This is a genomic window from Bifidobacterium ramosum, assembly GCF_009299505.1.
GTDB lineage: Bacteria > Actinomycetota > Actinomycetes > Actinomycetales > Bifidobacteriaceae > Bifidobacterium > Bifidobacterium ramosum.
The window spans coordinates 1-12,881 of sequence record NZ_WBSM01000018.1 but is presented as its reverse complement, the minus strand read 5'-3'; the positions used below and the strand labels follow the sequence as shown (position 1 = coordinate 12,881).

At 63.8% G+C, this 12,881-nt stretch carries 10 protein-coding genes; all 10 read left to right on the top strand.

The window, feature by feature from the left end:
• The first annotated feature begins 120 nt into the window (after positions 1-120).
• Entirely contained in the window at positions 121-1,470 is a 1,350-nt protein-coding gene (locus DSM100688_RS11400) for a C1 family peptidase (RefSeq protein ID WP_152359204.1), read from the top strand.
• 710 nt (positions 1,471-2,180) lie between these two features.
• Positions 2,181-3,314 (top strand): 3-deoxy-7-phosphoheptulonate synthase, encoded by a 1,134-nt coding sequence (locus DSM100688_RS11395; RefSeq protein WP_152359203.1) that lies wholly within the window; start codon positions 2,181-2,183, stop codon positions 3,312-3,314.
• Between the two features lie 384 nt (positions 3,315-3,698).
• Complete coding sequence (locus DSM100688_RS11390; RefSeq protein ID WP_420837507.1) at positions 3,699-4,970, top strand: 3-deoxy-7-phosphoheptulonate synthase; 1,272 nt, start codon at positions 3,699-3,701, stop codon at positions 4,968-4,970.
• A 24-nt stretch (positions 4,971-4,994) separates the two neighbouring features.
• Positions 4,995-5,702 (top strand): 5'-methylthioadenosine/S-adenosylhomocysteine nucleosidase, encoded by a 708-nt coding sequence (mtnN, locus tag DSM100688_RS11385; protein WP_152359202.1) that lies wholly within the window; start codon positions 4,995-4,997, stop codon positions 5,700-5,702.
• 476 nt (positions 5,703-6,178) lie between these two features.
• A complete protein-coding gene (locus DSM100688_RS11380; protein WP_152359201.1) occupies positions 6,179-7,534 on the top strand; it encodes a sensor histidine kinase in 1,356 nt (451 codons plus the stop codon).
• Positions 7,535-7,699: 165 nt separating this feature from the next.
• The gene (locus DSM100688_RS11375) at positions 7,700-8,404 is read left to right on the top strand and encodes a response regulator transcription factor (protein ID WP_152359200.1); all 705 of its coding nucleotides are present in this window, start codon (positions 7,700-7,702) and stop codon (positions 8,402-8,404) included.
• A gap of 169 nt (positions 8,405-8,573) precedes the next feature.
• A complete protein-coding gene (locus DSM100688_RS11370; protein WP_152359199.1) occupies positions 8,574-9,719 on the top strand; it encodes a phosphate ABC transporter substrate-binding protein PstS in 1,146 nt (381 codons plus the stop codon).
• A gap of 129 nt (positions 9,720-9,848) precedes the next feature.
• Positions 9,849-10,808: a phosphate ABC transporter permease subunit PstC gene (pstC, locus tag DSM100688_RS11365; RefSeq protein WP_152359198.1), complete on the top strand. Its 960-nt coding sequence runs from the start codon at positions 9,849-9,851 to the stop codon at positions 10,806-10,808.
• Positions 10,808-11,806, top strand: a complete 999-nt coding sequence (pstA, locus tag DSM100688_RS11360; RefSeq protein ID WP_152359197.1) for a phosphate ABC transporter permease PstA — start codon at positions 10,808-10,810, stop codon at positions 11,804-11,806. Before pstC ends, pstA begins: the two co-directional genes overlap by 1 nt.
• Positions 11,807-11,866: 60 nt before the next feature.
• Entirely contained in the window at positions 11,867-12,646 is a 780-nt protein-coding gene (pstB, locus tag DSM100688_RS11355) for a phosphate ABC transporter ATP-binding protein PstB (protein WP_152359196.1), read from the top strand.
• The last annotated feature ends 235 nt before the right edge of the window (positions 12,647-12,881 follow it).

Below are 12,881 nucleotides of genomic sequence, written 5' to 3'. Positions count from 1 at the left end.
ATAAAGCTGTTTGTCAGCGGTACGGCACCCCGTGCGCCGACTGATTCGTGACTCGGATCGGCCGGTTACGGGGTGCCGTGCATTGTGTATGGCCCACAAGGCCTTGAAAAAGGAGAACGCATGAGCGAAATCACCGCACTGAGCGCCGACGCGCTGGGCAAGCTGCGCGACGAATTCGACGCGGACGGCACCAACCGTCTCGCCATGAACGCCGTCACCGCGGCCGGCATCGACAAGGTCGCCCGCAACTACGACCGCGCACGTCTGCTGCAGCGCCGCTTCTCGACCGTCGTCGACAACGGCGAGGTCACGCATCAGGATCGTTCCGGCCGCTGCTGGCTGTTCAGCTCGCTGAACGTCGCGCGTTTCGTCGCCAAGAAGAACATGGGACTCAAGGAGTTCGAGTTCTCGCAGAACTACGCGATGTACTACGACAAGCTCGAGCGTGTCAACTACTTCCTCAAGGACGTGGCCGCCCTCGTGGCCGCGGGCGAGCCGAACGACTCCCGCCTCATCAAGCATCTGCTCGACGACGTGATGGGCGACGGCGGCCAGTGGACCATGGCCATGAACGTGTATAAGAAGTACGGCGCCGTGCCGAAGGATCTGTTCCCGGAGACCGAGTCCTCCAAGAACACCGGCCCGATGAACACGCAGCTGCGCCACATGCTGCACACCGCCGTCGCGCACCTGTTCGCCGCCGCCGGCGACGAGGCGAAGACCGCCGAGATCGTCGCCGACGCGACCGCCGCGGGTCACCGCATCCTCACCATCCACCTTGGTGAGCCGCCGGTCTCCTTCGACTGGGAGTGGACCGACAAGGACGGCGAGTTCCACCGCGACGGCGAGATCACGCCGGTCGAGTTCTGGAAGAAGTACGTCGGCTCCGCCGATCTCGAAAGCTACGTGTGCCTCGTGGACGATCCGCGCCAGGAGCACGCCAAGGGCAAGAAGATCGGTATCGAGCACCTCGGCAACGTCGCAGGCGGCGACCCGACCGAGTACCTCAACGTGCCGAACCAGTTCATGAAGGACTGCGTGCGCACGATCCTGCAGGAGCAGGGCATCCCGGTGTGGTTCGGCGCGGACTGCGGCCCGTTCATGGACCGCGAGTCCGGCGCGTGGGCGACCGACCTGTTCGAGTACGGCCGCGTGTACGACGTGGACTTCGACCTCAACAAGGAAGACCGTGTGCGCTACTGCGACTCCGCGATGAACCACGCGATGGCGTTCGTCGGCGTGGACGTGGCCGAGGACGGCACCACCACCCGCCGTTGGCGCGTGGAGAACTCGTGGGGCGACAAGATCGCCGACAAGGGCTACTTCACCATGAGCGACGACTGGTTCACCGAGTACGTCTACGAGGTCGCCGTGCCGAAGGCGATGCTCCCGGCCGAATACCAGGCCGCGCTCGACGAGCCGGCCACGATGCTCCCGGCGTGGGATCCGATGGGCGCATTGGCCAAGTAGCACGCGAAGCGTGCGTCGGCCGATACGCGAGAAGCCGGAAATAGAAAACAGTCCGGTGGGCTGTTTTCCCGGCTTCCCGGCTGATGGGACGATGGGACGATGGGCCGGGAAGCCGATGGGTTTGACCTTATGGTCGGCCTGTGCACGCGATGGCATTTCACCGTGTTCTGCCATCGCGTGACCGGTCGTTAGCGCACGCGATGGCATCGAACGATGATTTTCCATCGCGTGCGCTTTTTCATATCAATGACGAGGTCACGCGATGGCATAATCGGACGGAATGCTATCGCGTGATCCGGCGATACGACACGGGATGGTAATTCCGATCCGTTTTCCATCCCGTGACCTGTTTTTCGCGGTTTGCGCGGTCACGGGATGGTAATTCCGTATGATTGTGCCATCGCGTGACCGGTCGTCCGTGCACGGGATGGAAAATACTGTCCGATTACCATCCCGTGACTATATCGTGGTGCAGTAGTGGTGGTTTTCGCTCGCTGAGCACGCGCTCAGCGAGCGAAAACCACCACGCGCATTGTGGGGCATGCGTACGGTACGGTACGCATGCGGCGCGTCGGCGCGACCGCAAACGACCCGCATTCATATCCACATTCCAGTCCCGGATTACCCCAATCCCGCCCCCCTCGACTATCCTGTGTTCGGTATCGCTATACGTATACGCAGATAAGGCAGAAGCAGAGGAGAGCATCACGATGGCAGGTCTTCGCGGTCCGAACAGTTCCGAGGACGAGCGTCGCTTAAGCAAGAACGCCGTGTTTCCCGAAACGGTCGACGTGAACATCCGCCAGCTCGACCCGATCCCCGCCCCCCGCTATTTCCTCAAGGAGCTCCCGCTCACCGACGAGATGAGCGACCTCGTCCTGCGATCGCGCCAGCAGATCCGCGACATCCTCCACGGCAAGGACGACCGTCTGCTCGTCATCGTCGGACCGTGCTCCATCCACGACCCCAAGGCCGCGCACGAATACGCGACCAAGCTCGCCGCGGTCAACAAGGAGCTCAGCGACCGCCTGTTCATCGTCATGCGCGTGTACTTCGAAAAGCCGCGCACCACGATCGGCTGGAAGGGTCTCATCAACGACCCTGATCTCAACGGCAAGTTCGACATCCGCAAGGGCATGTGGCTCGCCCGCAAGGTGCTCACCGACGTGCTGAGCCTCGGCCTGCCGACCGCGACCGAATGGCTCGACCCGATCACCCCGCAGTACATCTGCGACCTCATCAGCTGGGGCGCGATCGGCGCGCGTAACACCGAATCGCAGGTGCACCGCGAACTTGCGTCCGGCATGTCCATGCCGATCGGCTTCAAGAACGCCACCGACGGTTCGATCAAACCGGCCGCCGACTCGTGCTACACGGCCGCCTTCGAACACCATTTCCTGTCCATCAACCTCGACGGCCATGTCATCTCCGCCGAAACCAAGGGCAACCCCGACTGCCACCTCGTGCTGCGCGGCTCCAACACCGGCCCGAACTACGACGCCGAGTCTGTGGCGAAGGCGCTCGCCGACCTCAAAAAGTCCAAGGCGTCCGGCCCGAGCGAGCACGGCCTCGTCATCGACGCGGCGCACGGCAACTGCGGCAAGGACGAGAAGGTCGAGGCCGAGGTGGTGGAGAACATCGCTTCGCGCATCGCGGCCGGCGAGCCGGGCATCCTCGGCGTGATGATGGAAAGCTTCCTCGTGGCCGGGCATCAGAAGCCCGCGCCGCTCGACCAGCTCGTGTACGGCCAGTCGGTCACCGATTCGTGCGTGCCGTGGGATCGTACCGAGCAGCTGCTGCACACGCTCGCCGACGCGGTCGCCGCACAGCGCCGTGCCGCCTGATCTCGGTGAGCATCGTCCGGCCGGCATTGCCTGACCGATTCGTGGTGCGGTCTTTCCGCAAACCGAGAGGCAGATTTCGCCGTGTGCGGGGGTCTTTCTCCAAACTGAGAGGCAGTGTCTCTTGCAAACCGGCCCTGAGTGCCCTGGTACGGGGGTATGATTACGGGGTTTTGCGTGTTTTCGACCGGTGCAGCTGCCTCTCAGTTTGCGGAAAGACCTCGTTTCCGTCGGGAATCTGCCTCTCGGTTTGCAGAAAGCCCCTCGGGCGGCTTTCTTAACCGGCGTCCGCACCGGCATGCACGGCACTTCGGCTGCGTCGAAGACCGCCCATTTGTTCCCGTGATTCCTTATCCTTGGGGAAGATCAAGGAATTAAAGGAGCATCATGCAGCAGCAGAAGAACATGGGGGCGGCCGGTCCCGCCAGGGGAGCGGCATCGGGCGATGCGGGCGCCGGGCATCCGTTGCACGTCGGACCGCAGCCGTTGAACACTCCCGAGGAACTGCGCGCCATCCGTCAGGCGATGGACGAGGGCAAGAACCCGCTCGTCGCCACCGACGTGCCACGCTGGGAGGATCAGGTCGGCGTCAGCCGCATCGTCAACCGCCGCATCCTCGAATTGGAGCCACTGCCGACGCCCGCGCAGGTGCTGTCCGAACTGCCGCTCGACAAGGCCGCGCAGGAGATCGTCGCCTATTCGCGTGACGAGATCCGCGCCTGCCTGTACGGCCAGGACGACCGCCTGCTGGTGATCGTCGGCCCGTGTTCGGTGCATGATCCGACCGCGGCGCTCGACTATGCGCACCGACTGGCGAAGGTCATGGACGAGCTGGACGGCGAACTGCTCATCGTCATGCGCGTGTACTTCGAGAAGCCTCGTACGACGGTCGGCTGGAAGGGCCTGATCAACGATCCGGACATCGACGGCACGCACAACATCCGTAAGGGCTTGCTGCTCGCCCGCAAGACGCTACTTGGCGTGCTGAACGAAGGTTTGGCCGCCGCGACCGAGTTCCTGGAGCCGACCAGCCCGCAGTTCATCGCCGACGCGGTGAGCTGGGGTGCGATCGGCGCGCGCAACACCGAATCGCAGGTGCACCGGCAGCTGGCCTCTGGCATGTCCATGCCGATCGGCTTCAAGAATGCGACCGACGGGTCGGTCAAGGCCGCGGTGAACGGCTGTTTCGCGTCCGCGCAGCAGCACACGTTCTTCGGGATCGATCATCTCGGCCGCGCATGTGCGGTCGAGACGCTCGGCAATCCGGACTGCCACGTCGTGCTACGCGGGTCGATAGACGGGCCGAACTACGACGCGGCGTCGGTGCGGCGCGCGATGGACGACATCCGTGCGATGATGCCGGCCGATTCCGCCGCCGCGCACGGGCTGATCATCGACTGCTCGCACGGCAACTCCGGCAAGGACGAACACCGGCAGGCCGAGGTGGTGCGCGACATCGCGCGGCGCATCGCCGACGGCGAGACCGGCATCACCGGCGTGATGATGGAGAGCTTCATCGAAGGCGGCAACCAGCCCGCCGCGCCGCTCGACCAGTTGGTGTACGGCAAGTCGATCACCGACAAATGCATCAGTTGGGAGGAGACGGAGCGGTTGCTGCGTGAGCTGGCCGCCGCCGTGTCCACCCGCCGCTGGAAGTGACCTGAGAAACGGAAAGGAACCCAAATGACCACCATCGCCATCATCGGCGCACTCACCGAGGAAGTCGCGCTCATCGCCGGTGCGCTGGACCACGTCGAACACGACCGCGCCGCCGGCCTCGACGTGTCGCGCGGCACCATCGAAACTGCGGCCGGCGAGACCATCACCGTCGCCGCGACCGTCGGCGGCATGGGTCTCGTCAACGCGGCCGCCACCACGCAGCGCCTCATCGACGCGTACCGGCCGGACGCCGTCATCTTCTCCGGCATCGCGGGTAACCTCAACACGCATCTGCACGTCAACGATGTGGTGCTCGGCGGCACGCTGCGCTACCTCGACACCGACATGCGGCTCGTCGGCCAGTGGGCGCCCGGCACGGAGGACGCGCCGGTGGAGGAGTTCCATTCCGACGACCGGCTGCTGGCGCTCGCCGATGCCGCGCTGAACGAGATGGGCATCACGCATATCACCGGCATCATCGCGTCGGGAAACTATTTCGTGGATTCGCCGGAGCAGGTCGAGAAGACCATTCGCGACACCGGCGCCGACGCGGTGGAGATGGAGGGTGCGGCGGTCGCGCATGTGGCGGCGCGCAACGGCGTGCCCGCGCTGGTGATCCGCGCGCTGAGCGACAACGCCGACACTGACTACGAGGTGTTCCGCGAGTTCGACATCACCGAGTACGCGAACACCGCTGCGCGTCTCGCGGTCAACATCCTCAAGCGTCTGTAACCCTCCCTTCCCGCGGTCCTTCCCGTCCCCCCTGCCTCCTCGTCTCTAACGGACAACCAGCCGATAACGATGGGTAAATCGGCTGGTTGTCCGTTAGGGGATAGAGGGGGCATAGTACCAAGGAATGTGCCTCAGGGCATCTCGGGGAATACGGGCTTCTCTTTCTCACGGACAACCGGCCGATTCAGGTAGGGAAATCGGCTGGTTGTCCGTTAGAAAGAGTGGCTCATATCGTCGAGGAACGCGTCTCGGGATGAGTCCTTTTCCTTCAACGGACAACCAGCCGATTTACGTGCCGGAATCGGCTGGTTGTCCGTTGAAGGGTGAAGGCATGACGCTGGGGAACGCGTCTTGGGAAAGAACGCGCGCCGCAACATGAACAAACGCTGAACTTACGTAGTATCGTTCGCCGGGTACGCCGCCGGCCCATTACGCTGGAACCGTATTGTTCGGACGCGTTGCGGGAGGATGTTGACATGACGTGGTGGCAGATCGTGCTGATCATGGTGTTGGCCGCGGCGGTCGTGGCGGTGGCATACGCGCTCGGTCGCACGTTCGGTCGGCAGCAGGGGGAGCGGCAGGTCGAGGCGATCCTGCATGACACCGACCGTCAGTCCCTGTTCGGCGAGGACGTGCCGGTGCGCGCCGCCGAACGCGGCCTCATCGAGGTCGCACCCGAGGCGGTGTTCGTGTGCGACGGGCGCGGCCATGTGCGGTACGCCAGCCCCGGCGCCCGCACGTTCAGCCTGATGGACAACGGCCGGCTCAATTCCGCCGACATCGCCGACATCCTGTCGTTGGTCGTCGCCGACGGCCAGACGCGCGAGCGTGAAGTGCATCTGCCCGCCGACCGCACGCGTCGCAACGGCGTGCAGCTCGGCCGCGGCGTGCAACCCGGTCAGGAGGTGCCGTCCGACACGTTGTATCTGCGTGTGCGCATCGGCCGCGTGGTTGACGGCCTGTACGCGGTCTTCCTTGTCGATATGAGCGAACGCCGCCGGTTCGAGGCGATGCGTCGCGATTTCGTTACGAACGTGTCGCACGAACTGAAGACGCCGGCCGGTGCGATCTCGTTGCTGGCCGAGACGATCACCGACGCCGCCGACGACCCGGACGCCGTGCGGTACTTCTCCGGTCGCGTGGCGAAGGAATCGAACCGTTTGACTGAACTCGTCCATCGTCTGATCGATCTGCAGAAGGCGCAGTCAATGGAGGGCGTGGTCGCCATGCGTCCGGTGTCGGTGATGGACGTCGTGCGTGCGGCGATCGGTGAGAACCAGGTGCAGGCCGACGCGAAGTCGATCGATCTGCGACTGACGCTGCGCGGTGTCGCCGTGCCGACGGTCGTGTCCGACGCAACGAATACGACGGACACGACGGCAGTCGCGACGGACGCAACGGATGCAACGACGAACGCGTCGTCCGACGCGTCCGCAGCCGACGTGACCGTCATGGCCGACGCCGAATCGTTGAAAACCGCCGTCAAGAATCTCGTCGAAAACGCGATCCACTATTCGCCGGCGCATACGGTTGTCGCGATCGGCGTCGACGACCGCGACGGCAAGGTCACCATCCGCGTGGTCGATCAGGGCATCGGCATTCCTGCTGAATCGCTCGGCCGCATCTTCGAACGGTTCTACCGCGTCGACCCGGCGCGGTCGCGCGAGACCGGCGGCTCCGGTCTGGGACTCGCGATCACCAAGCATTGCGTGCAGGAGTGCGGCGGCACGATCGCCGTGTGGTCGCGCGAGGGCGAGGGATCGACGTTCACGATCGAACTGCCCGTTGCCGAACGGCGGAAACCGGACGATTCCGGCCACGCGGCCGCGTGACTACGTTGATCCGCGTCCGATATAGTGCGGGCGATTGGTTACGTAGTTTAGGAAGTTCGTCATATTCGATTCACCAAGCGGCTACGATATTGCCTCAGCAGTGCGATCGTCGCCGGTGCCGGGACGAGACGACAACCGAAGAGGAAACAAGGACAAGAACAAGCTATGACCCGCATTCTCATTGTCGAAGACGAGGAATCCTATCGAGAACCGCTGGTGTACCAGCTGACGCGCGAGGGATACGACGTGTCCGCCGCCGCGACCGGCGAAGAGGGACTGGAACTGTTCACGCAAGGCGGCTTCGACCTGATCCTGCTCGACCTGATGCTGCCGGGGCTGGACGGCACCGCGCTGTGCCGGCGCATTCGCGAACAGAGCCGCGTGCCGATCATCATGCTCACAGCGAAAAGCGCGGAGATCGATAAGGTCGTCGGCCTCGAGATCGGTGCGGACGACTACGTGACCAAGCCGTATTCGTTCCGCGAGCTGCTGGCGCGCATCCGCGCGGTGCTGCGCCGCAATCAGATGGTCGCCGAGGTGTCCGGCGGGTCGGATGGCGACGTGCCGCTGACCTGCGGCGACATCGTGATGCATATCGGCCAGCATCAGGTGACCGTGCGCGGCGAGGACGTGTTCTTCCCGCTCAAGGAGTTCGAGCTGCTTGAATACCTTATGCAGAACAAGGGTCGCGTGATGACGCGGCACCAGCTGATCGACCGCATCTGGGGGTCGGATTACGTGGGGGATACGAAGACGCTCGACGTGCACGTCAAGCGCGTGCGGTCGAAGATCGAGGTCGATCCGGCGCATCCGAAGTACCTGACGACCGTGCGCGGCCTGGGATACAAGATCGACGCTCCGACGGAGTGACGCTTCGCGTCAGCTACGCCCCGGCACGTCAAAACGACGTAGCCGGGGCGTAGTCGTATTGATTGGCAACTGTTCATCTTACGTTTACCGATTTTGGCCGGCGACCCCCAAAATCTCCCATAACCTTGAACTGTCAAAAAGAATATTGACAGAATAGAGAGAAATAGACATGCGTAAGAATGTGCTTTTCCGCTCCATCGCGGCCATTTCGGGCATCGCGATGCTGGCTTCCCTCGCTGCCTGCGGTGACAACACCACCGCTTCCACCGACAACGGTTCTTCCAACAACTCTTCCGATACCACCTCCAAGTCCGAGCCGATCTCGGGCAACTTCAACGGCGCTGGCGCCTCCTCGCAGCAGGCCGCCGTCGAGGCGTGGGTCGCCGGCTTCCAGGGCACCAACCCGGACGCCAAGATCGCGTACGATCCGTCCGGCTCCGGCGCCGGCGTCAAGACCTTCCTGACCGGTGCCACCGCGTGGGCCGGCTCCGACAAGGCCCTCGCCGACGACGATGTGGACAACTCCAAGTCCGTGTGCGCCGCCGACACCACCGCGTTCGACGTCCCGGTCTACATTTCCCCGATCGCCGTGATCTTCAACCTCAAGGGCGTCTCCGATGCCGGCAAGCACATCAACATGGATGCCGCCACCATCGCCAAGATCTTCGACGGCAAGATCACCAAGTGGAACGATCCGGCCATCGCCGACCAGAACAAGGATCTCGATCTGCCGGATACCGCGATCACCGTCGTGCACCGTTCCGACAAGTCCGGCACCACGCAGAACTTCGTGAGCTACTTCAAGGATCAGGCCGCTGACGCATGGTCCTACGACCTGTCCGAGAACTGGCCGAACGAGGTCGGCCAGGGCGCCAAGGGCACCTCGGGCGTCGTGAACACCGTCAAGCAGGCCGACGGCACCATCGGCTACGCCGACTTCTCCGCGGTCGGCGACCTTGGTACCGTGGCTGTCAAGGTCGGCGACAAGTACAGCGAGATCTCCGCTGACGGCGCGACCAAGGTCATCGACGATTCCGAGCTTGACTCCTCCGTCAAGGGTGACAACCGCGTGGTCGTCAAGATCAACCACGCCACCACCACCGAGGGTGCCTACCCGATCGTGCTGGTCTCCTACATGATCGCCTGCCCGCAGTACAAGGACACCAAGACCGCTGAGTTCGTCAAGTCCTGGCTCACCTACGTGACCAGCTCCGACGGTCAGAAGGCCGCCTCCCAGGCCGCCGGCTCCGCTCCGCTGCCGGACTCCATCGCCCAGAAGGACGCCGCTTCCATCGAGGCCATCAAGACCAAGTGAACCGGTCATCCGGACGCTGACTGAAGTGAAATCCTGTAGGCCGCAGTCGCATCACGCGGCTGCGGCCTACAGGCGGTCAGGCTCCGAATGCGATTCACTCGCACATCGCCCAGATAATAAGGAGAACCTGTGAGTTCGCAAGACAAAGCAGCGGCCACGATGCCAGCTGCGAGCGGCAAGACCGCCGACAAGGTGTTCCGCGTCATCGCGTACGCCTGCGGCATCTTGATCCTCGTGGTGCTCGCCGCCGTGTTCCTCTTCCTGCTCTTCCGCGCGTGGCCGCTGATCGGCGGCAACCAGGCCGACAACAGCAAAACCATCGCCGACTTCACCGGCGGCAAGGCCAACGGCTTCTGGCAGTACGTCGGCCCGCTGCTCTTCGGTACGGTGCTTGTCTCCGCGCTCGCGCTGCTGCTGTCGTTCCCGGTGTCGATCGGCATCGCACTGTTCATCTCGCACTACGCGCCGAAGAAGCTCGCCACAGCCCTGAGCTACGTGGTCGACCTGCTCGCCGCCATCCCGTCCGTTATCTACGGTCTGTGGGGCGGCCTGATCCTCGTGCCGGCCATCTACCCGTTCTGGAACTGGGTGGCGACCTACCTCGGCTGGATCCCGCTGTTCGCCGGCCCTGCCGCGAACCCGTCGCGTACCGTCGCGACCGTGGCCGTCGTGCTCGCCGTCATGATCCTGCCGATCATCACCTCCCTGTCGCGCGACATCTTCCTGCAGACCCCGCGCCTGCAGCAGGAGGCCGCCCTCGCGCTCGGCGCGACCAAGTGGGAAATGGTCAAGCTGGCCGTGCTGCCGTTCGGCAAGTCCGGCGTCGTGTCCGCCTCCATGCTGGGTCTCGGCCGTGCACTCGGTGAGACGATGGCCGTGTTGATGATCCTGTCCCCGGGCCTCAACTACTCGTTCAAGCTGCTGCAGGCCTCGCAGAACCAGACGATCGCCGCGAACATCGCCGCGCAGTACCCTGAGGCCAACGACCTCGGCGTGTCGGTGCTGATCGGCACCGGTCTGGTGCTGTTCCTCATCACGTTCGTCGTGAACTACGTCGCCCGCAAGATCACGGAAAAGAAGGTGGGATGATGGCTGACCTGACCCAGGATCCCAAGGCGTCGCTCGAAGGCGCGCCCGTCATCGACTTCGACAAGTTCAAGCCGTCGCGTTCGTTCATCGCGTCCCGCAAGCGCAAGGATCTCATCATGCGCGTGCTCATCGCGCTCGCGTTCGTGATCGCGCTCATCCCGCTGATCTCCGTGCTCTGGACGACGCTCGTCAACGGCCTCAAGCGACTGAACCTCAACTTCCTGAGCTTCAACATGACCGGCGTGGTCGGCGGCAACCCGACCCCGTCCGGCGGCTACGGCGGCGTGTTCCACGCGATCATCGGCACGCTCGAGATTACGTTCGGCGCCATGGTCATCTCCATCCCGATCGGCCTGCTGTGCGCCGTGTACCTCGTCGAATACGCGCACGGCGGCAAGCTCGCGCAGACCATCACGCTGCTCGTCGACGTCATGAGCGGCATCCCGTCCATCGTCGCCGGCCTGTTCGCGTTCTCGATGTTCACCATCCTCGTCGGCCCCGGTTCGGTCAACGGCTTCGCGGGTTCCGTCTCGCTCTCCCTGCTGATGCTGCCGACCGTCGTCAAGTCCAGCGAGGAAATGCTCAAGATCGTCCCCGGCGACCTGCGCGAGGCATCGTACGCGCTCGGCGTCACCAAGCAGCGCACGATCACCAAGATCGTGCTGCGCACCGCCCTGCCGGGCATCGTCTCCGGCTGCATCCTCGCCATCGCGCGAGTGATCGGCGAGACCGCGCCGCTGCTCATGACTGCCGGCTACATCGCGTCCACGAACTTCAACCTGTTCGACGGCAAGATGACCACGCTCCCGGTGTACGTCTTCCAGGAGTACTCCAAGCTCAACGCGAACTGCCCGGCCAACGCGACCGCCGCCTGCGTCACCACGATTCCTATGGAGCGTTCGTGGGCCGCCGCACTCGTGCTGATCCTGATCGTCCTCATCCTCAACGGCATCGGCCGACTGGTGGCGAAGGTCTTCGCCGTCAAGTCCGAACGCTGACGCGGCTGACCGCTGATCACGATGCAAGAACTTCGGTAACTATCAAACAAGGAAATTCACATGGGACAACGCATTGATGTCAACCATCTGAACATCTACTACGGCAACTTCCTCGCCGTGGAAGACGTGAACATCAACATCGAACCGAACAAGGTGACCGCGTTCATCGGACCGTCCGGCTGCGGCAAGTCGACCGTGCTGCGCACCCTCGACCGCATGCACGAGATCATCCCCGGCGCCCACGTCAAGGGCGAGGTGCTGCTCGAAGGCAAGAACCTGTACGACAAGGACGTGGATCCGGTGTCCGTGCGCCGTGACGTCGGCATGGTGTTCCAGCGTCCGAACCCGTTCCCGACGATGTCGATTCGCGAGAACGTGCTCGCCGGCGTGCGCCTGAACAACCGCAAGATCTCGAAGTCCGACGCGGACGATCTGGTCGAGTGGGCGCTGCGCGGCGCGAACCTCTGGAACGAGGTCAAGGATCGTCTCGACAACCCGGGCATCGGCCTGTCCGGCGGCCAGCAGCAGCGTCTGTGCATCGCACGCGCCGTCGCCGTGCACCCGCAGGTGCTGCTCATGGATGAGCCGTGCTCCGCTCTGGACCCGATCTCGACCCTCGCCGTCGAGGACCTGATCCAGGAGCTCAAGGGCGACTACACGATCGTGATCGTGACCCACAACATGCAGCAGGCCGCCCGTATCGCCGACTACACCGCGTTCTTCAACCTGAAGGCCGTGGGCCAGCCGGGTCACCTCGAGTACTTCGCGGACACCACCACGATGTTCAACAACCCGCAGAACGAAGAGGCCGAGCGTTACGTCTCCGGCCGCTTCGGCTGATCGCGCGACGGGCTATGCCGTCACGCGCTTTATGTGGAAAGCCTCGCCTCGCGCGGGGCTTTCCGCGTTTTCGGGGACGTTCGTTGTGTGTTGCGTTGCGCTGTGCCGCGCTGTGCCGTGTTGTGCTGGTCACGCGATGGCATATAAGCCGATTTTTCCATCCCGTGACCGGCCGCCGGATCGCGCGATGGAATCGTGGACGATTTTTCCATCCCGTGACCGCGTGCTGCGCGTT

Bases quoted from the DNA above. Each gene is read 5' to 3' on its own strand.
- DSM100688_RS11390 (WP_420837507.1), top strand. From the start codon at position 3,699: ATGCAGCAGCAGAAGAACATGGGGGCGGCCGGTCCCGCCAGGGGAGCG.
- pstA (WP_152359197.1), top strand. From the start codon at position 10,808: ATGGCTGACCTGACCCAGGATCCCAAGGCGTCGCTCGAAGGCGCGCCC.
- mtnN (WP_152359202.1), top strand. From the start codon at position 4,995: ATGACCACCATCGCCATCATCGGCGCACTCACCGAGGAAGTCGCGCTC.
- DSM100688_RS11400 (WP_152359204.1), top strand. From the start codon at position 121: ATGAGCGAAATCACCGCACTGAGCGCCGACGCGCTGGGCAAGCTGCGC.
- DSM100688_RS11380 (WP_152359201.1), top strand. From the start codon at position 6,179: ATGACGTGGTGGCAGATCGTGCTGATCATGGTGTTGGCCGCGGCGGTC.
- DSM100688_RS11375 (WP_152359200.1), top strand. From the start codon at position 7,700: ATGACCCGCATTCTCATTGTCGAAGACGAGGAATCCTATCGAGAACCG.
- pstB (WP_152359196.1), top strand. From the start codon at position 11,867: ATGGGACAACGCATTGATGTCAACCATCTGAACATCTACTACGGCAAC.
- DSM100688_RS11395 (WP_152359203.1), top strand. From the start codon at position 2,181: ATGGCAGGTCTTCGCGGTCCGAACAGTTCCGAGGACGAGCGTCGCTTA.
- DSM100688_RS11370 (WP_152359199.1), top strand. From the start codon at position 8,574: ATGCGTAAGAATGTGCTTTTCCGCTCCATCGCGGCCATTTCGGGCATC.